Genomic DNA, 22273 nt, shown 5'->3' on the forward strand with positions numbered 1-22273 from the left:
GGCAGCTTAGAAAATGCTTAATATTCTGCCTCAGGTCGCGCAGATGTTCACTGCCACATAGGCAGCTTAGAAACTTGTATTTTTTGGACGTCAGACACCCAATATGTTCACTGCCATATAGGCAGCTTAGAAACGTACTCAACTATACCGTTCACTGCCATATAGGCAGCTTAGAAAGCCCCAGCCGCCATTTCTTTGCCTGACTTCTTGTTCACTGCCATATAGGCAGCTTAGAAAAAACGTACACCTTTGCGCTGCCAGCAAACGGCGTTCACTGCCATATAGGCAGCTTAGAAATTTAATAGCTTTTTTAAAAAAAGCACGGCGGGGTTCACTGCCATATAGGCAGCTTAGAAAGCGAATTAGCGCGTTGGTTGTGCGTGTCAGAAGTTCACTGCCATATAGGCAGCTTAGAAAACACTATCAGCTTGGCTAAGAGTCTGTACCTGGTTCACTGCCATATAGGCAGCTTAGAAAAACGGGGGTATCATCTCCGACCAATGCAACAGGTTCACTGCCATATAGGCAGCTTAGAAATAAGCTGACCGGCTCCCCTGCGATAATATCGCGTTCACTGCCATATAGGCAGCTTAGAAAAAAAGTGCCAGGGTGTCATAGAGGTCAGTCGCGTTCACTGCCATATAGGCAGCTTAGAAAATTGTAGATGGTGAGCTTATTAAAGCTGAAGAGTTCACTGCCATATAGGCAGCTTAGAAAAGACCTGAAAAAAGCCTTTTTGCACGCGCTAAGTTCACTGCCATATAGGCAGCTTAGAAAACTGGCCATGATGCAAAAGCTACCTGAGTATCGTTCACTGCCACATAGGCAGCTTAGAAAAGCGCAAAAAAAAGATGCGCCTTTACATCGAAGTTCACTGCCACATAGGCAGCTTAGAAATAGTTCAAATGAAAGGCGGTAAAAACCAAGGCGTTCACTGCCACATAGGCCGCTTTTTAAAGCTTAGTCAGTTTTTATTTTTTATACCAACCCCCTGTTATTAACAGGGGGCAACTTGGTTTAACAAGGCAGTAAAGTATGTGGATGATGCTCTAATAACCAACCTTGCAACTGGTCGCGTAAGGGGCCTTCCAAACGCTGGCTTTTGCCACTGTGTTTATCGACAATCACAAAAGTAATATCTGCATCTACAACTAAGGTTTCGGGTGCATCCTGAAGAACAATGCGTTGCTTCATCACAGCGCTGCGTTCTTTAAGCTCACTCATCCAAGTGTGCACCAATAGGCGTTCATTCATACGTGCGGCATAGCGGTAATTAATATTGATATTGACTACAACCATACCCACTTGGCTTTGACTAATACGTTCTAACTCGCCAACTTCTTCAAGAAAGTTCCAACGTCCTTCCTCAAGAAATTCTAAATAGCGCGCATTATTCACATGGCCGTACAAATCTAAATGATAGCCACGTACACGAATTTCTGTTGTATTTATCATCCTTTGTATTCCCCTTGCGTGATCGTCTTGACTTTCCAGTTAAGATAAGGGGGCCAATACATAAAATTCAAGCCCTTAATTTAATAAACATTTAAAGCAGGCTGCCTTCTCGTCCCTGCAACCCCAGTGCCTGAGTAATATTTTTTACTTTTTGTTGCACCTCATTTTGAATCAATAAAATTACTTCTTCGGCACGGTGTGCTTGTTCCTCCATTTCATGCATTGCCGCTTGGAAATTACGTACATGCTGCAATTGATCTCGCGTTAAGCTACTGCCTTGGCGTGCAGTGACTGCCGCTTCACTTGAGTGCTTACGCACAGTCACTGAGGTTTTCTGCAATTCTTGCGCCACATTTTGTTGCTGAGCGGCTGCCGAAGCAATTTCATCCATATGGATTTGCAATCCATCCGTCGCTTGGTGCAATTGAGCAAGAATTTTACCGATTTGTGCGACTGATGTTTGTGTCGCTTGTGACAGCTTACGCACCTCATCGGCAACGACAGCAAATCCTCGCCCATGCTCACCGGCACGTGCTGATTCAATCGCTGCATTTAAAGCTAACAAATTAGTTTGCTCAGAAATCCCATTAATTTCTTCCAAAATACCCATCACACTATCGACAGCTGCAACCAAGGTGCGTAAGGAGGCTTGTCCTTCTTGCACAACACGGCATGCCTGCTGACCAGCCACAGCCACATCACTTGCACTGCGTTCACTGGTACTCATTAGATTACGGGTTTCTTGTGCAAAATTTTCTACGTCGTCTGACGCTTTATTCACTTCTTGCGCTAATTGATGCAAATTTTCTGTAAATTCTCGTGATTTAAGAATATACCCTCGAGTCTCACTCGCAGTTCGGCTAATTTTGTGAATATCTCGCATCACAATTTCTAAAGATTCAGAAACTTGGCGCAATTGGGTATCTTTATGAATTTGTTCATCACGCATCGCACTGAGCAACTGATTAAAACGCATGGCGATCATGCCTAGTTCGGATTTCGAATTGCGGACCTTCAACATGGTAAAGCTCCCTTCTTCAATCAAGTGCTGTAAGGCCTGCTCTAACTCACGCAAGGCTTTAATCACCACAACACGTTGAAAAATATGAATCCCGATTGCCAAAACTAATAAGGCCGCCACATAGGCAATAAACCATTGTTTCACTTGGCTTTCTATACGTTCACGTTGTGAGTACACCGCCACTTGACCGGCACTAATGCTACGTTCTAACTGATCAATTAATTGATTGACTGCTTGGCGGCTTTCATAACCCATATCCACCAACTCGGCCGTTCGCGTCAGCTCGGCAGGATAGCGACGAATTTGTGAACTCAAAGCACTAATAAGATTTTGTGACTTTTCTTCGGGGATCGCCACTTGCGTTTGCTCCCACCCTAAAAGCGCCTGCATATCATCTTGTTCACGCTGTTCAAACACATTTAAAGGGGGTAAATCAGCCAGTTCCTCGACTAAAACACGCATGGAAGCAAGCAAATGCTCCATATTTTCACGGTGTACCAAATCTCCAGTATTCACATAATGCTCGCGCATGGTTTTAAGTTCAGACAGGTAAACACCTAGCTTTTGCACCTGCTTAAGATACGCATAAGCTGCTTGCGGATTTGTGCTATAACCAGTTTGGCTATAATCCGCAATCGAATCTGCTAGTGCCTGAATTTCACGCTCTGCCTGAATTAATAAACCTTGCGTATCCCCTGCTAATTTTCCTGCACCACGAAACTTACCTGTTAAACCCACTAAAAGCGCTTGCACATCCGGACGTATTTGCTCAACTAGCGCCAAAGGCAAACCTTGTAATTGTTGATCTAGCAAGTGTTGCAAGGCTTCTTCTGCTGCTGCAAGCTGTAAAGCGTCGCCAGAAGCAAGATAACTTTGGATCGTCCGCCTTAAATGAATAGCTACTTCTTGACGTAATTCAACATATTCTAAAGTTGTATTAAAGGACTCACCTAGACGTGATAGCCCCCAAGTCAAGGTAAACGTCAGTGAGATAGCGACCAAAACAAGCGCTGCACTAATAGAGCGTGTTACGGTTGAGACTTTCATGGCCTAAATCCGTATAAAAATCAATATTTTCTAGAGAGCTTAACCAGTTCGTGGCTGATTAGTCATCCAGACTAAACAGGGGATCACCCCAACTTGCACTTGAGAGTGCAAGGCATATGCTGAGGCAGTTGGTGAGGATGATGGAGAAAGAAGATGACAAGCAGATTGCAGAAAATGCATTTTAATGTCTACTTAATGCCAACCCCTCAAGGATGCGTCTTTTAATGACGCAAGTGCGTGCTTGATTATACTGAGGAAGTAGCAAAAACGTTTTGTTTTTTGTATCTATTCACTATTTTAAGTGTCTTTTCGTAAAAAGCCTTTCCCCTTTTGGGAAAGGCTTGCCCAAGTTATTGTTCTCCTGCTTGTTGCTTCAATTGACGTGCTCGCCAACGCGTATACAACATCGCACTCACAAATAAAGTACCTGCCAGTATAGCCTCGATTAAACCAAGCCAGAATTTATGCGGATAAAAAGCAGTAGTCGTACCTTGCATAAAATAAAACAGCACCACAAAACATAACCAAGCATGCATTCTGGGGTTTTGCTTAATCAAAGCAGGTGCAAAAGCAACTAAAGGCAAAATTTGAATTGCCAAAATAACCCACCAGCGCGCCCCTTCTGCTGGGGGGTACCACCATAAGATACTTAATGTCAGTAACAGAACTAAAGCGGCATAACTAGTCACAACCAGGCGGCGACTTAAATCGGCAAGGTAGTCTAGCCCGTGACGCGCTTCTAACTGATTCAGTGCTTTTTTCAAACGAAGACCTTTTGATTGATGTAAAAAATTAGCGACATAGGCGCAAAGCCAACTGAGCCATTCTTTCGCCTTGTGTGAGACAAATAGCTTCTTCTGCTGCAGTCACAGGCAAGTATCCGTCTTCACCTGCAAGATGACTTGCACCATAAGGCGTCCCACCACTTTGCGTTTTCAGTAACTGAGTTTGACTATAGGGGATACCTTGTATCACCATACCTTGGTGCAATAAAGGCAACATCATAGATAACAAAGTACTTTCTTGTCCTCCATGCAAACTCGCAGTAGAGGTAAAAACACTTGCAGGCTTACCAATAAGCGCACCCTGCATCCAAAGTTGACTTGTCGTTTCTAAAAAAGCCTTTAAAGGCGCTGCCATAGCACCAAAACGCGTTGGCGAACCCAAAATCAGACCCGCACAATGTTGCAGATCGTGCACGCTCGCATAAGGTGGCCCCTCTGCAGGATAATCTGATAAAGGCACACCGATTTCTGGCACTGTACGTAATCTTGCTTCTATACCTGCCACCTTCGCAACGCCTTGAGCAAGGTATTTAGCCATAGCAGCCGTTGCGCCATGGCGCGAATAATATAAAATCAAAACGTAAGGTAAATCAGGAATATTCATAGTAATCAGCACGCCTTCAGCTTGGAAGTGATCAGTAAATCGGTTAGGGTGACTCTATAAGCCTTTATTTTTTCGCTGGAAACCCATTATGTTAATGCGCCAACTACAAGAATACAAAGGGATACGCCTGCTGCGTTATCTTGTGAAACACTTTATAGATGATGACTGTTTGCGCAGTGCAGCTGCACTCACTTATACCACTTTGTTCGCTGTTGTCCCCTTAATGACAGTTACTTACGCCATTTTAGCAGCTATTCCTAGTTTTCAAGAAGTCAGCGCATCAATTCAAAGCTTTTTATTTACACATTTTGTTCCTACTAGTAGTCAAGCAGTACAGAATTATTTAGCCAGTTTTTCTGAGCAAGCACGCCAATTAACAGCGATTGGGGTCACTTTTCTTTTTATCACCGCAGTTTTGATGATCCGTAATATTGAAGCTTCCTTCAACGAAATATGGAAAGCACCGCGTGCACGCAAAGGGCTGACTTCTCTGATTATTTATTGGGCACTTCTTTCTATAGGCCCCATATTACTTGCGATAGGCTTTGGTTTAAGCTCCTATATTACCTCTTTACCTTTTATTTCTAAAGCAGCTGATATTCCAGGATTTACCTTTGTTAGCCTAAAAATTCTTGTCCTCACTTTAAGCACTTTTGCATTTTTTATTTTATATTTATTTATTCCAAATTGCCATGTTAGTAAATCCAATGCTTTGATTGGTGGTTTTCTGACAGCTTTTTTCTTTGAAACAGCTAAATTTGCTTTTAGTCTTTATATTAAAGCTTTCCCTTCATACCAACTAATTTATGGCGCTTTTGCTACTGTCCCTATTTTCTTATTATGGATTTATATTTCTTGGATTCTTGTCCTTGCTGGTGCCGTTTGTGTTGCTTTATTAGACAGTCAAGAATATCTAGATACAGAAAAAGAAATTGCATCAAGTATTTTAGCATTCAAAGTGCTCCATCAAGTATTTGACGCCTATCAAAAAGGTCAATTGATTGATAGTCAGACTTTAACACGAAACATTCCTTGTGCAACTCGAACTCAATGGCGTGACATTTTGACTTGGATGCAACATCAAAATTGGATTTTACACGATGAAAAAGAACGCTGGTTTCCTGCACAAGATTTGCATCAAATACCCGCATGGCAATTTGTACAGAAAATGCCTTGGGCCTTACCTAAAAATTTGCAATTTTATCAACAAAACTACCCAGAAATACACTTTCTGCACCTTGCACAAGAAATCCAAACAGACAACCAAGCCAAACTACAAATGCCTTTAGCGCAACTTTTAACCCATTAGACTGTCTATTGTACCAATGGTACACATCCAAAGAGATTTGAGCACTCAGTATGCAAAAAATTCTTGCCTTAGCCTTGATTATTATTGCTTTACCCCTTATGTATTGGGGCATAGAACTTGTTCTAGATCCAGAACTTGCAACACAAGCGCGTCTTCAGCAAGAAGGCGAAGCTTGGCAGTATTTAGTAACGGGTATTATTGCGCTAGGTCTAGGCATTTATACCTATAGGCGTCAATCTTAAAATCAGTGTTTAGGAGTTAATAATGAGCTTTTTTGATAATTTAGTGAATAAAACCAAAGAAACTTTCACTGAGCTGAGCCAAGATTTTACCAAATATCGTAGCAAAGAATTCCTTCATGCAACTCTAGCAGCAAGCGCTTGGATTTCTTTAGCTGATGGTAGTATTAGCGCAGAAGAAAAAACCAAAATGATTCGTTTTCTAGAGAATCATGAGGCACTAAAACTATTTTCTACTAGTGAAGTATTAACCGTCTGGAAAGAGTATGTTGATACTCTCAGCCTAGATATGGATATTGGTGAAAATAAAATTCTTGAGTCTCTAGGCAAAGTGAAAGGTAATGAAGCACAAGCACGGATGGTTGTGCGTATGGCGGCAGCCATTGCCTCTGCTGATAATACGATTGATCCTAACGAACAACGTGTACTGGAACGTATCGTTAAAGAGCTAGGGCTTAAAGCTGAAGACTTTACCTAATCTAATATGAGCGCCTCTCTTTGAGAGGCGTTTTATCATCTGAAACGCTTGCTTAATTTTCATTTATTCGCTTATACTCGAGGCAAACATTCGAAATAAAAAAATTTAAATGATTAATCAAACAATACCCTCTTACCACATTACCTCGCCCAAGGTCTACTACGCTCAATTTAGAGCACTTTCCTTGTTTTGGCTCCTCATCGGTATTCTTACTTTCTCATACCTACATAAAAATTACCAAGTCAGTATACAACAGGCTCAAAATTCATTAGATACTGATATCGAGTATTTAGGTCTGCAAGTTAGCCAAGAGTTTGAAGCGATTAGAAAAATTATTCTAAATATCAGAAAAGATATCAAATATTTCAACCCACAAGAGTTACAGAAAAATTTTGAACTTATTAACTCAAGTGTCCCAAGTATTCGCACTCTGTCGCTAATGAATGCACAAGGCGAAGTGGTCGCTAGCAGTCGATTATTCCTTCTAGGGAAAAAATTTGACTATAGAGATTACTTTAAATATGCCAAAACTTTATTCGAAGAAAATAGACAAGAATTTTATTTATCGACTCCTTTTAAAACAATATTAGATATTTACACATCAACGATTTCTATTGCTTTAGGTAAAGACAATCATTTTTCTTATGTGATCGTCGCCACATTAGACCCTTTATATTTTTATAAAAATACAATTGAATTCTTAAAAACCAAAGATATTTTATTTCAATTCAAGCATTCCTCTGGTGCAGAAATTTTCTCAACTTATCCTAATCATCTTATTTCTTCTCAAAATGAGAACCGAGATACTCAAGACTTTAAAGTGCTTTCGCATAATGATCTTATATCTAGTACTTTTGACATCAAACTGCAATGGCTAGAGAATAACTATAGTATTCAGCTCCTACAGCCTAAAAGTAAAATCCTATCTTCTTGGTATAAAACCAGCTTACAGCTTATTAGTGTATTCATTACTACCTTAATTTTCTCAGCAGCAATTTTATTCTATTTTCAAAAAAATAGAAAGAAACAAGATCTGCTAATTAAGCAATTCTACCAAAACCTAATACATCAAAACACAAGACTAAAAACGGCGACATCTGCAGCTAACTTGGGAGCTTGGGAATTAAATTTAAAAGAAGGTACACTTAGCTGGGATGAAAAAATGCACCAAATTTATGGCAGCAGCGAACAGGAATTTACTGGTCATTATGATACTTGGCGTCGATATGTTCACCCTGATGATGTATCTCGGATAGAAAATTTAATAGAAGAAGCTTTAATAAAAAAACGTGGGTTTCAATCCCAATTCAGAATCATCAATAAAAATAAGGAAACTCACCATATCCGCGTTGCAGCTAACTGCCTATTTTCAACTAATGGTAATCTTCTCAGTCTAGTAGGCATTAACGAAGATATTAGTTTAATTAAAGAATCTCAGCTAAAAAAAGAAGAAGCCGAAGCAACTTTGCAAGCTACTTTTGACTGTGCTGCTGTTGGTATGGGAATTGTTAATCTAGAAGGTAGATTTCTGCGTGTAAATCAAGCCTTGTGTGATTTTTTCGGATTCAATGAGGAAAATTTACTTAAACAAACTTTGGAATCCTTAACTTATGCTGAAGACTTATTACAAGATCAAGATTTGCGCTCTAAACGAGCTTTTTTAAATCAAAGAATTAATCAGTATACCACAGAGAAGCGTTATTATCATAAAGCAGGCCACCTTGTTTGGGGCCTAACGTCTTTTGTCAATATCGCAAATCAGAATACAGGAATTCGTTACTTTATTGTGCAGATATCTGACATAACTCAACATAAGAAAGATCTAATTTTTCTTCAAGAACAAAAGGCGTTGTTTGACGAAGTCATTAGCAAATTACCAGCTAGTATTATTTATGTCGATACCAATCTCTACTGCCAAAACTATAATACATCAGCTAAAAAATTATTTGCGCATACGCTTACAGAAGGCACTCATCTTTATCAAGTATGCAAAGATCTATACGCTTGCCAAGATGAGATTAAACTTGCACTTAATGGCCATCACTCAACGACTAACTTACTACTTCATCAACAAAAATTTGATATTCATTTCATCCCATATCAGAGTGAAGGGAGCTTTAAAGGTTTAGCTATGATTATTAGCGAGTTGCCTTAATAAATCTAGTATTACATTGCATATTGACAAGAGTAAACACTGTATACTTTTTATTATCTTTTGTCTTGACGTAAGAGGCAACTTCTCTTTTATTAGAAAGATGATGATATTTAAGAATTTTAGCTCTACGAATTACCTCTGCATCTTGAAAAAAACTGAGTGCTTTTTCATTAGCTACACGCGCTGCCTGCAAATCATCACAGTTTTGTGCATATCCTTGCTTTACAAATGATAAACCCAATATAATGCAAAGGTGAGTAGCTATTATTTTTTTAGCGTGCATTGGCTTTCTCCTTTTTGCCTGCTCTTGAGTATCTGCAGCTATCAAGCTTGATAGCCTTGTCATCTTAAAACCACTTTTTTTCGTACCTTTTTGTAAAATAAAAAGCCCAACGTCAATTTTTGTCATTTTGCAAAACATGGTTTAGATTTTAACTTTCATTTTGAGGCTTTTCACATGGATTCATCTGCAGTTTTTTCAGGCTACCTCGTCGCAATAGGCGCATCTGCAGGTGGATTAGAAGCATTAGAGAAATTTTTTCAGTATTGCCCAGCCCACTCAGGTGCCGCTTTTGTCGTCATTCAACACTTATCACCTGATCACAAAAGTATGATGGCAGACTTATTAGCAAGACACACCAACATGCCAATCAAAACAGCCTCTCATGGGATGCCAATTAAAGCCAATCATATTTATCTAATTCCAGCTGGCAAAATACTTACAATAAACCAACTTGGATTTATTGTAAAAGAAAAAGCACTTCATACCCTAGTATTACCTATCGATATTTTCTTTAACTCTATTGCTGAGATTTATGGCGCACGTGCTTTAGGTATTATTCTATCTGGCACAGGATCTGATGGTACTCGAGGTGCTGTAGCAATTAATGCCCATGGTGGCTTTCTGCTTGCTCAGCATCCAGATGAAGCAAAATTTAATGGTATGCCTACAAGTCTAATTGCCACGTCTTTAGTGGATGAAGTCGCACCAGTTAAACAACTTGCCGAACGTTTAAATCATTATCTAAATCGTACACATGACCATAAATCCTCTGGAATTATTTTGCAAAAAATCAATCAACAAACAGATGAAGAAAGCCTAGAGTTTATTTTCCAACTTCTATTACAAGCAGGTGGTATAGATTTTCATGATTATAAACCTGCCACTGTATTACGGCGCTTAGAAAGACGCATGCAACTAGTACAGTCCTCTACTTTAGATGAATATCTAAGTTATTTACAAGTTAATCGATCTGAATTAGCACAACTCAGACGTGAGCTTTTGATTTCAGTCACTAGCTTTTTTCGTGATCCCGATGCTTTTGATGAATTGAAACATAAAGTCATTTGGCCTATTGTCAGTCAAACACCACAAAATCAAGAAATACGTATTTGGTGTGCTGGTATTTCACGCGGTGAAGAAGCCTATTCAATAGCTATTTTGTTTCTTGAAGCTTTCGAAGCACTAGAAAGTTGGCGGAATATCAAAATATTTGCTACTGACGTTAATCAGAAAAATATTGAAAGTGCTTCGAATGGCGAATATCCAGAAGCCATCACGAATGAACTGTCCAGCGAAAGACTACAAACATTCTTTAATAGAACAGATAAGGGTTATCTTGTGAAACCAGAGTTAAGGCAGACTATTGTCTTTGCTCGACACAATTTATTAACTGACCCTCCATTCACTCGCATGGATTTAGTGACATGCCGAAATACACTTATTTATTTTAAACCTAATGCACAAAAACGTGCTTTACATAGATTAGAGTACGCAATTAAGCCTAAAGGGTTCTTATTTCTAGGCTCTAGTGAGTCCATCAATGATGCTGGACTTAGCTTAACAGCAGTGAGTGATAAGTGTAAAATTTTCCAGCGACATCCTTACGAAACTAATAAAAATATTAACGAAGATTCTATTAGACGCTCAAAGTACCAAAGAAACCTAGGCAGCTATCATACAAATACTTCAACCCATACAGCACATACGACAAACCAACAAGATTTAGATATCTGGGCAACTGAGAAAGCAGGTAATATCTTACTTGACCATTACACACCACCAGCTCTTCTTTTTAACAAAAAATTAGAAGCGATTCATCTTTTTGGTAATATTAGCCCTTTTCTTAGTTTACGTTCTGGTGCTCCGAGTATGGAGCTAAATAAAATTCTTCCGGAGAATCTAATTTCTGTCATTCGTGTTTTAATTTATAAAAGTCAGAAAGAAAAAATTAATTTTTCTTCTGACACTTTATCCGTAAGCTTAAAAAACCAGCAACAACAAATACTGAGAATTAGTGTTTATCCTTTAATAGAGGATTCACAGGCTTATACACTGGTTTGCTTTGAAATAGCACCTTACTTAAAGGAAGATACGAGTGAGCAGAAATTTAACTTTCCATTAAGCAGTATTCAACAAGAGGCACAAACACACATAGAATTGTTAGAGCAAGAACTTTCAATTACACGCAAAAACCTGCAATCAAGTATAGAAGATCTCGAGACATCGAATGAAGAGCTGCAAGCAACTAATGAAGAACTTCTATCTTCTAATGAAGAATTACAATCTGCCAATGAAGAACTGCAGTCTGTTAATGAAGAACTTAATACAGTCAATGCCGAATACCAGGAAAAAGTTTTATTACTTAATCAGCTAAATGCAGAGCTTGAGAGTATGGCAAGAGCAAGTGGTATTGCAACTTTGTTTGTTGATGAAAGCTTGTATCTCACTCGATTTACACCAGATGCAAAAAATATCTTTAAGTTACGCGAAATGGATATTGGGCGACCCCTTGATGATATTTCTCACCGATTAAATACCCAAAATCTTATTGATGATTTTAAATTTACTTTAAGCACAGAACGCATGGTTGAGAAAGAAGTTTCTTCAGAAGATGGTCATTTATTTCTTTTAAGACTACTCCCTTATAAGGTTGCTGCTTGTAACACTAAAGGTGCTGTTGCAACTTTTGTAGATATAACAGCATTTCAAAATACTAGAAAATTACAATCTGTTATTAATGCACTACCTGAACGCATCGCAGTACTGGAGCATGATGGTCGTATTAGCTTAATGAATCAGGCTTGGCAAGAAAACATACCATCCCAAGTGAACACAAAAATGCCTTATGCACCTCTTGATTACAACTTTCTTGAGATCTATAAACAAGATCTAAATGAAGAGAGCCAAGCAATTTATCAAGGCATTCAAGATATCATGTGTAGGAAAATAGCAAGTTTCCATAAGCAATCACAAATCTCTCAGTCAATTATTCGTCTTATTCCTATCGAAGGTCAACACGAATATGGTTTTTTAGTCAGTTATCAAGATTTTAATTAATTCTCAGTGATATAATATGAACGACTTACCTAAAAAACGTTTAGATGAACTACGCAGCCGTGCACAAGAAGCCTTGATTAAAGGGGAACTTGAACTTGCTGATTTTCAGCAAGCTGACAAAGAGAAAATGGAGTCATTAATTCAAGAGCTACAAATTTATCAAGCTGAACTTGAAATCCAAAACCATGAGTTAAGAAAAACCCAAATCGCTTTAGAAACTGAACACCGGAAATATTTAGCACTTTTTGAAAATTTACCTATACCTGCACTTGTCGTTAATCAAGAAGGTTTAATCAAACAGGCTAACACTCAAGCCTGTCATTTTTTTAATCTTAGTTATCCGAAAAATTTAGTACAATATTCTATCTATCGACTTTTTGCCACAGATAGCCAACCTTGGCTTTCTGAAAGCTTACACCATCTAGATGAGCAACAAAGTGTCCTCAGCCAACAATTACAGGCTCTAGTCAATAACACAGAAGTGCGTGTGCAAGCAAATACCTGCTTATTACCTACTGAATACCATTTAGACACACATATTTTAATTACCTTAGTTGACTTAAGCATTGAGCAAGAACGTAACCTTATCCGAAACACATTACAAAGTGTTTTAGAGCAAAATTTAGACCAAGTTATGGGTTTTGATATGTCTTCTTTTGAGCATTCTAAAGCCCTTGTCTTAGTTACTGATAAGGAACACAATATCTTATATTTGAATCATGCTTTAGAAGAAGTATCCGGCTATACACTTGATGAAGTCCAAGGGTTACGTCCTAGTATATGGCGCTCTGACCATAACTTATCTGGTACTTTTGATGAATTAAATTTCCATTTACAACATGGCTATGTCTGGATTGGACAGTTAATTAATCAACGCAAAAAAGGAGGTGTGTGGACTGAACTACGTACAGTGCAAGCACTCCGTAATCGCCAAGGAGATATTAGCGGTTATGTCTCCTTAGGCATGGATTTAAGTGATCAAGTTGCTTTAGAAGAGCAAGCTCAGCGTGTTGGACGCTTAGAAGCAGCTTATACACTGATAGCCGGATTAAACCATGAGTTTAATAATTTATTAGGATCTGTTACCGGATTGACAGAAGTTAACCTTGCTTTAACTGCAGAAGATTCTCCTATTTATGCTAACTTGGAACAAACACTTGTTGCGGCACAACGTGCAGAAACCTTATTGCATCATTTACGTAAAGGACAAAGCACTTTAGACTTACAAAAAACTTCTAAAGAGATCAATGCTTTTATTAAGCAAGAAATTCCTATCTTTCATAGCATTTTGGGTCGTAATATTCAGCTTGAAATTGAATTAACCTCTACACCTCTGTGGGTACAAGTCGATACTGGATATTTCTTACAAGCTCTAGTCAACTTACTTAAGAATGCACGTGATGCTCTCGCCGATACAGAGCAACCTCAATGCAAGATTAAGACCAAGCTAGTACGAGGACACACAAAATTAGAACAGTATGTGGAAATTCTTATCCAAGATAATGGATGCGGCATGCCAGAAGAGGTTCGCCAACGTTTATTTGATCCTTTCTTTTCCACTAAACCAGCAGATAAAGGTACTGGATTAGGTATGATGGCGGTTTTAAATTTTATTAAAGGCCATGATGGATTTATTGACGTCTACAGTTCAATTCATCAAGGTACCCAGTGCATTTTAAAACTTCCTGTAACCAAATGATTTCAAGGGAGAGGCAATCACCTCTCCCTGATCAATTGCTACAAAAGATTGTAAATAAATACAATAAGGATCCCTACAGGTGTAATATAACGCAACCCAGAATAAAAAGCAGGCCACAGTGTACCTAGCTCTAACTCCTGTTGTAATTTAGCTTGATTCATTTTCCAACCCGCAAAAATTACAATCGCTAATCCACCTAAAGGCATCAACAAGTTTGTTACCAGAAAATCAAAAATATCAAAAGGCGTTTTTTCTTGGAACCAAGGAATAAAATCTAAAGGATACCAAGATGACCAAGCATTAAAAGAAAATACAGTTGCTAGCCCTAAAAACCAAATTAATCCTCCAGAAATCCAAGCCCCAAGTTGTCTTTGAATCGATAATTTCTCTTCCATAAGTTCTACAACGGGTTCAAGTACAGAAATACCTGAAGTAATTGCTGCAATAGAAAGCAAAGCAAAAAATAAGGTTGCAAACAATACACCACCACTCATTTGTCCAAAGGCTAAAGGTAGTGTCTGGAAAATTAATCCGGGCCCAGCACTGGGTTCTAGTCCATTAGCAAAAACCAGTGGAAAAATAGCCAGACCTGCTAATAAGGCAACCAAGGTATCTAAAATGCTAATGGTCATTGCTGTTTTAGCGATAGAGACTGAATCAGGCAAATAAGATCCATATGCCATCATAACCCCCATGCCAATACTTAACGTGAAAAAGGCATGTCCCATCGCTGCTAAAACTCCTTCTGTAGTAAGCTTACTAAAATCTGGTGCAAATAAAAAGCTAACTCCTTGAGAAAACTCACCTTGGGCCCAAGCATAACCAACTAGAATTAATAACAAAATAAAAAGTAACGGCATAAGTAAATTAATAGATTTTTCCATACCCGATTTAATTCCTTTTCCCACAATGCTTACAACAATCAACATAAAGACACTATGCCATAGAATTAATTGTAGTGGGCTTGATAATAAGTTTGAAAATAAGTTACCGACTGTCTCTGTGTCTGCATTAACGAATTGGCTACTAGCCCCTTCTACAATATAACTTAGTGCCCATCCACCTATTACAGAATAAAAAGATAAAATAATAAAAGCAGTTACAATTCCAACGGACCCAATAAGAGACCAAGCAGAAGAACGGCCTTCTTGTTGGGCCAAAGTTTGCATACTACTCATGGGATTTTGGCGCCCACGCCGACCTAGCATGACTTCTGCAATCATTACTGGTAAACCTATCAAAGCGATACATGCAAGATAAACCAGTACAAAGGCGCCACCACCATTCTCACCCGTAATATACGGAAACTTCCATATATTACCCAAACCAACGGCAGAACCAGTTGCAGCTAAAATAAAGGCAAAACGCGACGACCACTGTGGATGTTGCTTTATCTCAGACATAAAACAAGTGTCTCCTCTTTGCAAATCACTTTAAAACAAAGAGGCCATACTACCGGAAAAGCTACAGAAATGCGGATAGATTATCGATGTATTCTAGTATTTTTTTCTTTTTTTTTATCAATAAATAGTTTTAATTTTTGTATAATCTTACACAGGCGGGCATCCCCAAAATAATGAGGATGCAGAGGTAAAAAATTTTCCATTACATCATCAGAGTGTGCGTTTTGCTTCTTGATATAAGGCTTGCATCATTTTTTCACGCCTTACTTTAGGATTTTCTTTACTAAACTCCATTAACCATTTCACATTTTTTTCTTTCGCTAATGCCAGCATTCGGTTTTGCATTCGTTCAATATCTGCCAGCTCTTTTGGCGAAGCGCCTTTCTTTTTAGATCCTTCTGTTAATATTTGTAATCTTTTTTCCAGCCAAAAATTGAATTTTTTCAGCACATCTTCCATTGCTGCTGCTTGTTGTCTTAGACGCTTAATAATCTGCTGAGCAATTGCCTCATCCAGTCCCTCATAAGTAAACTCATCATTTTCGAAATGATACCAAATATAAGCGCGACTGAGCTCGCTGAGCAAACGCCGTGCTTCCTGCTTTGGAATTACCTCACCATTTAAAATCGCCTCATTTACACTGCCTGCACTGTCATACACGACTTGAAAATTTAGTTTTTCAAGCTGATGTAATCCTTCGAAATACAAGCTCTCTTGGTTGTCTCTCCAATACTTGCCACCTATTGCTACCAAGGTATCACGCTGCATCATAGTGGTCTTATCTCCCTTGAACTCAGCTTAGGTCACATGTTGTGACTTATCTCGACAAAATTTATCACAAAATCTTTCGTATGAAATGCTTAATTTCGTCAAGAATACACCTAAAATCCTTCTTCTGTTAAGATTTTCAACGTCGTGGACGCAAGGTACGTACAGGACTCACTTGCCGCTTTGCACGGTAACTTGGTTTCTTAGTTGCTACTTTAGGCACCACGAATTTTTGCAAATATGCTTGATAATCTTGTTCACAAAATAAAAGCTCTGGCTGCAATTCAATACCATTTTCTGCTAAAAAGCTGATAATTTTAGCTTGCCAAACTAAATGAGGATGATGCGTTAAAGCTTTATAAGGTAGTTGACGCTTATATATTTCTTCATAATTATGGGGCATACTTTGTGTTAATTCTTGATAACTCACCTCTTGTTCTAATGGACGCTCAAGCAATTCTGGATAAGGCTCATCCAAGTACAACCAAACTCTAAATGAATGTGAACCTTCAATTAAACAAAACTCATTACATTTCAAATAAATGACGGCTTGATCTTGCATCTCTTCAGTTAAAGGTGTGAAAGCAATTTCTAGCTTGTGACCTAGCATTTTTTCTAACTGAACCTGAAGCTTCCTCCCTAAAAATAATCGTGTATTTCTTACTTTGCCACTTGCAAAAATCCCAATTAAAAACTGGCTCCTTGCGGGAAACAAGCGTGCTAAATCTGCTCCCTGTTGTTCACTATAAGTAGCCAAAACTTTAATAAAAATCTGTAAGTCTTCATAGCATAACCAAGCATATGCTTTATTAAGGTAATAATTTCCTAGAGGGTTCCACCAAGTGCGTCTATGCTTATCTTCTTCATTCGCTCTAGGATCACCCGCAATAGTAAGTAAGGTGCTTAACCAAGGGTCATCTCCCCAAATTGTTGGATCTGCTCTATCCAAAATGTTTTTTATAATTTCATGCCCCACTAAGGTATGCGTTTTCTCATCTAATACTAGCTGGTAGCATTCCTTTTTGGATAACTCATTTAGTATTGGATGTGCTTGATGCGCAGGTACTTCTAAAAATTTTTCCAGATAATATCTAGCTAGAATTAAAGCACCAAAATTTCCTTGTATTACCCATTCCAAATCATGCACTTGACAAATTTCTGATAAACTAATCTTATGCTTGACTAAAAAATTAGCAAAATTTTCCACTGCATCTTTTGAAAAAAATAACTCTTGATGTTCGCAAATGAACTTTATTGCTTTATCTTGTGTATTTAGGTTTATTTTTTGATACTGCTCAACCAAGAATTCTTGCACCATAAAGTTAATTTCTTTAGCTTCTGCTAAATATTTTTGATCTTTATAAAATTTAAAATAAAACTCACTTAAATTGAGCAAACTAATTCTTGTTAATTTGGCGTGGCGCATAAAAACAAGCTTCAATATTCTTACTTTTAGTGTAAGCTTACGAAAGGCATCATCATGCAACCAGAGCTCGGTCATAACCCTCACTGTTAATCTATCTCTTAACAAAGGCTGCAAACGTGAAAACTCCCCCTTTTGTAAGATTATTTTAATTAAGTTAGCACGTTGAAAGAACAAGTCTGACTTACCCATTTTTTTTTGGGTTTTCATTAGAGAATACTGTAGAATATGCCAGTTTTCTTCCCAAGTATCAGGCCAGTGATCTATTGTGGCATTGGGAAAATCAAATTTATTAATCATCACACCTTAATCTCATTATTTTATGTTATCAAAAGACGTTTACTTAATTTATTTTGAAAAAATCACTAGATTTGGAATCTTAGTTTTCCTAATGACTTTTCTAGTGAAGGCAACATTGCTTACGAAACATCAAGGGGCTAACTATTACTATTTTTTAGATATTGTTAGTAATTTAGCTCTTTGGATTAGCTTTCTATTTTCCATACCTCGACTCACTTCACTTCAAAAAAATCAATCACTTGCAATGCTTGCAATTGGTATTTTGCTTTTCTTTTACACTGAAAAAAGTATCGATCTTATACAGATCACAAAAAACCAAGCGATCATTTGTATGCTAATATGTGTCAGCTTCTTAAAGCTTAGCTCCAATATTTTCCAAGCAAACCAAACAAAAAGACCTAAAAGTAAGCTCATTTCCACATTATTTGGTATACACTTTATTGGTGCCATGATTAACTTTTCATCCTTAATTATCATGGGAGACTATCTAAAAAACCGAGATGGAAAAATAAATATTTTGCAAGCTGCTACCTTAACACGAGGTTTTACCTTAGCTGCATACTGGTCACCTTTATTTGCATCAATGGGTGTAGCACTTACATATGCACCACATGCAGATATGCTATCGGTAATAATATTCGGCTTGCCAATTGCTTTCCTAGGGCTTTTAATTACTAGTTTTTTTATTGTCAGAGATCCTCTTAACCAAAATACAGAAGGGTATCCATTACAGATTACTTTATTGTACATTCCGACGACGCTTGCTGTTTTAGTACTCACTCTGTCCTACATTCTGCCAGACCTCTCTATTTTAACTATTATTTCTTTATCCTCACTAGTTTTACCCTTCATTTTTTTAGCTTTATTAAAAAGTAGTGCTGCAGCTCAAAAGAGTTATCGTGAACATTTGAGCCAAAATTTAACCAATAGCAGAGGCGAAATTGCTTTATTTTTATGTTCAGGCGCCTTCGCAGCGGGAGTTTCAGTTTATTTGAAATCTCTAGAGTTTAGCTTTATTTTATTTTCAGGACCACAAGAAGTTACTTACATTTTAATCTTGGCTGCCATTCTCATATTTGGTGCTGTAGGCATCCACCCAGTTACAAGTATCGCCATTTTTGGCTCTCTTCTACTGGAGCTGCCTCTTGATGCGAATTTATTAGCAAATACATTTTTAATGGGTTGGGTATTAGGAATACTAAGCTCTCCCTTTTCAGGAGCTCATTTAGTATTCCAAGCCAGATATCAGATTCCTATCCTTGCATTACCACGAAAAAATTTACCTTTTATTATTTTACTTTTTCTGATAAATAGCCTTGCGATAATTTTTTATCCTTTTATTTTTAATTAATCCTTTTCTTCTTCGTCTTCATCATCACTCAGCGCCCATTTTGCAGCATCTATAGGTAATGTCACAATATCTACTGCAGCTTCTGCTACTGTAGCAGTTAAGCTCACTAGCGCGCATGAGCTTAAGTGAAATGTTAACACTAAAGTAATCAGTATTTTGAACATGGTTCGCATTCTTTATCTCCTGACTTATCGCAAATTTTATTCAAAAATAAACAACTTTTTCTTGCTGAAATCAATCTAAAAAGATATGATGATATTTTATATAATTATATCTTAAAATCTTATTTTGGTACAAGCCATGCTGAACCAGAGCTTAAAATCTTTCCTACTAAGTAGAACATTATTTTTCTCATTTTTAGGCTTCATTGCTATCCTGTGGGCAGCAGAACGCGCTTATCAAACGTCAGTGCTACATTCTGCAAAAATCAACTCAGATATTATTGCTAAAAGTACTTTTAATGCTATGTATCAAGTCATGAGTCAAGGCTGGACACGCCAACAACTTGAGGACTTCATTCATGGTATCGAAAAAGATTCTTCAGGTGAAACCCTAAATATTAATATTTTTCGTGGCCACCTTGTTTCTGAGCTTTTTGGTACATTAAACCAACCTGCATTTGATGCACAACATCTGAATACATTCAATCAAAAGATACCACAGTTTACTAATGAGGATTTCGTTAGTCGTTATACTTATCCTTTAATTGCTTCTGAAGCTTGCTTGCAGTGTCATACCAATGCCACCCTAAATGACATTTTAGGGTTAGTTGAGGTTAAAATGAACAATCAAAATCAACTAAAGTCTGCTTATGGTTACTTAGTTGAGTGGTTAATTATCATTTCTCCTTTACCTATTATCCTTGCTTTATTTGCAATCCGGCAAATCCTGAAAAAAGTCAATGCATCTATTAACGTACTTACAAAAGGAATTCAAAGTATTGAAAAGCTGGATGACATTCAAGATCTATATCAAAATCATACAAAAAAATCTTTAGGCTTTAGCGAGTTAACTCAAATATTTACCCAAGTTCAGTCACTGGGGAAAAAACTTAACTCCATTGCTGTTGATAAGAATCTATTAGAATTTGAGATTAAACTGCTAGAAAAATTTGTCATAACTTCAGACGTTGTTAGGGACTGGCGAGAGTATGTTAATACCTTGATGCGAGATATCAATCAAGTAATTAATGTGTATACCATGTTTACATTATTTAAAATTGATGACGAACAATTTTCTTTAGATGTTTTCTGGCTTAATATCCCTGACAAGAAAACACGTCTTGCCATGGAAGAAGTAATCAAAGCTAAACTTAAAGAAGACTCCTTATTTCAAGTTATAAACATAGAGATCCATCATAACATTGCTGATCGCCAACCTCTCAAAGTTATTTTAGAAAGAGACCAGTTAGAATTGCAATGCAAATCTTTACTGATGGATACACCAAAGATAGGCGGTATTGTTGGTATTGGAGTACATGCAGATATCGTTAAGGATCAAACTAAAGTACTCGTGTTAGAAAGTACTTTATCAACCTTACTTAACGTTGTTGGCTCGATAAAAGCCATCTATAAATATACTAAAGATTTAGAGTATTATGCTACACGTGATCCTTTAACTGACCTTTATAACCAAAGGATTTTTTGGGAGCTACTTAACTACGATCTAGATCGTGCACAACGTCATCAATATCCAACAAGTTTAATTCTCATTGATCTTGATAACTTTAAAACCATTAACGATAGTTTTGGACACTCTGTAGGAGATGAAGTCCTCAAACTCTTTTCAAGTAAAGTACAATCCAATATTAGGCCAGGTGATTTAGCTGCCCGCTATGGAGGAGATGAGTTTGTCCTTGTATTGCCAGAAACCGAACTAGCCGATGCAAGCACACTTGCTCATAATTTGCAGGATGTCATTCATTCAATTAATTTCAAAATTAATGAAACCAATGAAATCATTAAGATTAATGCTTCGATTGGTGTAGGAAGCTATCCAGAACATGCGCAAAGCTCACGCGATCTTTTTATGTTTGTGGATAACCTTATGTACAAAGCCAAAGCTTGTGGAAAAAATCAAGTCTGCATACCGACAGATGAGGATTTATTAGATTTATTCAAGGATATCAATGATAAAACCATGTTAGTCACCAAGGCTATTGAACAGAGAACTTTAGTTCCTGTTTATCAGCCTATTGTTGATTTAAATACAGGTACACTCGTAGCAGTTGAGGTTTTATCTAGAATTCAGCTCCCTGATGATCAACTGTTATCAGCAAAAGAGTTTATCGAAATTGCTGAAAATATCGGAAAAATCCATATGTTGGATTACATTATTATGGATAAGGCTTTTAGTGCTGCACATAATGAAAAATTCCAAGGACTTATTTTTATCAATCTCTCACCAAAAGCAATTATGGGCGGTGATTTTCTACGCTATGTACAAGAGCTTACACAAAGATATAAAGTTCCTGCTGAGCAAATTGTTTTTGAGATTACAGAAAGAGATACAGTTAAAAGTTTAGATATGATGGAAAAACTCATGTCTAATTTGAAGGAACTTGGCTTCCAAATGGCTATTGATGATTTTGGCTCTGGTTTTTCTTCTTTTCAATATCTCAAGCGTTTTCCTATAGATTTTGTAAAAATTGAAGGTGAATTTATTGCTAATATGGTTCAAGATCCTTTAGATGAAGCTTTTGTAAACACTATTGTTGCTCTAGCAAAAAGCATAGGTGCTTTAACTGTGGGAGAATTTATAGAAAGTGCGCAGGTCCGTGATAAAGCAAATCAGTGCCATGTTAATTTAGGTCAGGGTTACTATATAAGCCGCCCGCAAACTTCTTTAGCAGCAGCGCAAAAAGCAGCGCAAGATTATTTATTCAAGTCATCTTAGT

General features: G+C 37.6%; 17 protein-coding genes and 2 CRISPR repeat arrays (1 of these 19 cut by a window edge). Of the genes, 8 read left to right on the forward strand and 9 right to left on the reverse strand.

Annotated features, from left to right (window positions below; all coding sequences use genetic code 11):
• Positions 1-134: direct repeats of the CRISPR family, unit length 28 nt; unit sequence GTTCACTGCCACATAGGCAGCTTAGAAA; it begins 1335 nt to the left of the window's first position.
• Positions 135-209: 75 nt separating this feature from the next.
• Positions 210-957: a CRISPR direct-repeat array (repeat unit 28 nt; unit sequence GTTCACTGCCACATAGGCAGCTTAGAAA).
• Between the two features lie 60 nt (positions 958-1017).
• The 4 genes from BMX05_RS00070 to wrbA all read right to left on the reverse strand — a co-directional run bounded on the left by BMX05_RS00070 (position 1018) and on the right by wrbA (position 4912).
• Complete coding sequence (locus BMX05_RS00070; protein ID WP_093307598.1) at positions 1018-1455, reverse strand: acyl-CoA thioesterase; 438 nt, start codon at positions 1453-1455, stop codon at positions 1018-1020.
• A gap of 91 nt (positions 1456-1546) precedes the next feature.
• Positions 1547-3523, reverse strand: coding sequence for a methyl-accepting chemotaxis protein (locus BMX05_RS00075; protein ID WP_093307600.1), 1977 nt, complete (start codon positions 3521-3523; stop codon positions 1547-1549).
• 350 nt (positions 3524-3873) lie between these two features.
• Complete coding sequence (locus BMX05_RS00080; protein ID WP_245710346.1) at positions 3874-4287, reverse strand: DUF2069 domain-containing protein; 414 nt, start codon at positions 4285-4287, stop codon at positions 3874-3876.
• Positions 4288-4315: 28 nt separating this feature from the next.
• Positions 4316-4912, reverse strand: a complete 597-nt coding sequence (wrbA, locus tag BMX05_RS00085; protein WP_093307603.1) for an NAD(P)H:quinone oxidoreductase — start codon at positions 4910-4912, stop codon at positions 4316-4318.
• A gap of 88 nt (positions 4913-5000) precedes the next feature.
• On the opposite strand from wrbA, the gene BMX05_RS00090 reads away from it, so the two are divergent.
• The 4 genes from BMX05_RS00090 to BMX05_RS00105 all read left to right on the forward strand — a co-directional run bounded on the left by BMX05_RS00090 (position 5001) and on the right by BMX05_RS00105 (position 9093).
• Positions 5001-6221 carry a YihY family inner membrane protein gene (locus BMX05_RS00090; RefSeq protein ID WP_093307606.1) on the forward strand — a complete coding sequence of 407 codons (1221 nt, stop codon included), beginning with the start codon at positions 5001-5003 and terminating at the stop codon, positions 6219-6221.
• A gap of 50 nt (positions 6222-6271) precedes the next feature.
• Positions 6272-6463, forward strand: a complete 192-nt coding sequence (locus tag BMX05_RS00095) for a hypothetical protein (RefSeq protein WP_093307608.1) — start codon at positions 6272-6274, stop codon at positions 6461-6463.
• Between the two features lie 22 nt (positions 6464-6485).
• The gene (locus tag BMX05_RS00100; protein WP_093307611.1) at positions 6486-6938 is read left to right on the forward strand and encodes a tellurite resistance TerB family protein; all 453 of its coding nucleotides are present in this window, start codon (positions 6486-6488) and stop codon (positions 6936-6938) included.
• 109 nt (positions 6939-7047) lie between these two features.
• A complete protein-coding gene (locus BMX05_RS00105; protein ID WP_093307614.1) occupies positions 7048-9093 on the forward strand; it encodes a PDC sensor domain-containing protein in 2046 nt (681 codons plus the stop codon).
• Here the strand turns inward: BMX05_RS00105 and BMX05_RS00110 are convergent.
• Positions 9077-9502, reverse strand: a complete 426-nt coding sequence (locus BMX05_RS00110) for a hypothetical protein (RefSeq protein WP_143051914.1) — start codon at positions 9500-9502, stop codon at positions 9077-9079. The two genes, BMX05_RS00105 and BMX05_RS00110, sit on opposite strands and share 17 nt — an antisense overlap.
• 48 nt (positions 9503-9550) lie before the next feature.
• Here BMX05_RS00110 and BMX05_RS00115 point away from each other — a divergent pair, with 48 nt between their 5' ends.
• Both BMX05_RS00115 and BMX05_RS00120 read left to right on the forward strand, forming a co-directional pair.
• Complete coding sequence (locus BMX05_RS00115; protein ID WP_093307618.1) at positions 9551-12433, forward strand: chemotaxis protein CheB; 2883 nt, start codon at positions 9551-9553, stop codon at positions 12431-12433.
• A 16-nt stretch (positions 12434-12449) separates the two neighbouring features.
• Positions 12450-14132 (forward strand): PAS domain-containing sensor histidine kinase, encoded by a 1683-nt coding sequence (locus tag BMX05_RS00120; protein ID WP_093307620.1) that lies wholly within the window; start codon positions 12450-12452, stop codon positions 14130-14132.
• 38 nt (positions 14133-14170) lie between these two features.
• Here BMX05_RS00120 and BMX05_RS00125 read toward each other — a convergent pair whose 3' ends face one another.
• From BMX05_RS00125 to BMX05_RS00135, 3 genes are all read right to left on the reverse strand, one after another.
• A complete protein-coding gene (locus BMX05_RS00125; protein ID WP_093307622.1) occupies positions 14171-15535 on the reverse strand; it encodes a sodium-dependent transporter in 1365 nt (454 codons plus the stop codon).
• A gap of 210 nt (positions 15536-15745) precedes the next feature.
• The gene (locus BMX05_RS00130; RefSeq protein WP_093307625.1) at positions 15746-16306 is read right to left on the reverse strand and encodes a hypothetical protein; all 561 of its coding nucleotides are present in this window, start codon (positions 16304-16306) and stop codon (positions 15746-15748) included.
• Positions 16307-16442: 136 nt separating this feature from the next.
• On the reverse strand, positions 16443-18026 hold the full coding sequence (locus BMX05_RS00135; protein ID WP_093307628.1) for an EH signature domain-containing protein: 1584 nt from the start codon (positions 18024-18026) through the stop codon (positions 16443-16445).
• 103 nt (positions 18027-18129) lie between these two features.
• Here BMX05_RS00135 and BMX05_RS00140 point away from each other — a divergent pair, with 103 nt between their 5' ends.
• Positions 18130-19377, forward strand: a complete 1248-nt coding sequence (locus BMX05_RS00140) for a hypothetical protein (protein ID WP_143051916.1) — start codon at positions 18130-18132, stop codon at positions 19375-19377.
• On the opposite strand, the gene BMX05_RS12425 is transcribed toward BMX05_RS00140, so the two are convergent.
• Entirely contained in the window at positions 19374-19541 is a 168-nt protein-coding gene (locus BMX05_RS12425) for a hypothetical protein (protein WP_177166718.1), read from the reverse strand. The genes BMX05_RS00140 and BMX05_RS12425 overlap by 4 nt on opposite strands.
• Positions 19542-19677: 136 nt before the next feature.
• Between BMX05_RS12425 and BMX05_RS00145 the strand changes: the two genes are divergently transcribed.
• On the forward strand, positions 19678-22272 hold the full coding sequence (locus BMX05_RS00145; RefSeq protein ID WP_093307633.1) for an EAL domain-containing protein: 2595 nt from the start codon (positions 19678-19680) through the stop codon (positions 22270-22272).
• Position 22273: the final 1 nt, after the last annotated feature.

Origin of the sequence: Allopseudospirillum japonicum, from assembly GCF_900108915.1 — a bacterium.
Taxonomy (GTDB): domain Bacteria; phylum Pseudomonadota; class Gammaproteobacteria; order Pseudomonadales; family Halomonadaceae; genus Pseudospirillum; species Pseudospirillum japonicum.

Excerpts from the sequence above, each read along its gene's own strand:
- BMX05_RS00130 (WP_093307625.1), bottom strand. The coding sequence starts at position 16,306 with ATGATGCAGCGTGATACCTTGGTAGCAATAGGTGGCAAGTATTGGAGA.
- wrbA (WP_093307603.1), bottom strand. The coding sequence starts at position 4,912 with ATGAATATTCCTGATTTACCTTACGTTTTGATTTTATATTATTCGCGC.
- BMX05_RS00105 (WP_093307614.1), top strand. The coding sequence starts at position 7,048 with ATGATTAATCAAACAATACCCTCTTACCACATTACCTCGCCCAAGGTC.
- BMX05_RS00070 (WP_093307598.1), bottom strand. The coding sequence starts at position 1,455 with ATGATAAATACAACAGAAATTCGTGTACGTGGCTATCATTTAGATTTG.
- BMX05_RS00115 (WP_093307618.1), top strand. The coding sequence starts at position 9,551 with ATGGATTCATCTGCAGTTTTTTCAGGCTACCTCGTCGCAATAGGCGCA.
- BMX05_RS00090 (WP_093307606.1), top strand. The coding sequence starts at position 5,001 with ATGTTAATGCGCCAACTACAAGAATACAAAGGGATACGCCTGCTGCGT.
- BMX05_RS00145 (WP_093307633.1), top strand. The coding sequence starts at position 19,678 with ATGCTGAACCAGAGCTTAAAATCTTTCCTACTAAGTAGAACATTATTT.
- BMX05_RS12425 (WP_177166718.1), bottom strand. The coding sequence starts at position 19,541 with ATGTTCAAAATACTGATTACTTTAGTGTTAACATTTCACTTAAGCTCA.
- BMX05_RS00095 (WP_093307608.1), top strand. The coding sequence starts at position 6,272 with ATGCAAAAAATTCTTGCCTTAGCCTTGATTATTATTGCTTTACCCCTT.
- BMX05_RS00110 (WP_143051914.1), bottom strand. The coding sequence starts at position 9,502 with ATGACAAAAATTGACGTTGGGCTTTTTATTTTACAAAAAGGTACGAAA.
- BMX05_RS00100 (WP_093307611.1), top strand. The coding sequence starts at position 6,486 with ATGAGCTTTTTTGATAATTTAGTGAATAAAACCAAAGAAACTTTCACT.
- BMX05_RS00125 (WP_093307622.1), bottom strand. The coding sequence starts at position 15,535 with ATGTCTGAGATAAAGCAACATCCACAGTGGTCGTCGCGTTTTGCCTTT.
- BMX05_RS00120 (WP_093307620.1), top strand. The coding sequence starts at position 12,450 with ATGAACGACTTACCTAAAAAACGTTTAGATGAACTACGCAGCCGTGCA.
- BMX05_RS00075 (WP_093307600.1), bottom strand. The coding sequence starts at position 3,523 with ATGAAAGTCTCAACCGTAACACGCTCTATTAGTGCAGCGCTTGTTTTG.
- BMX05_RS00135 (WP_093307628.1), bottom strand. The coding sequence starts at position 18,026 with ATGATTAATAAATTTGATTTTCCCAATGCCACAATAGATCACTGGCCT.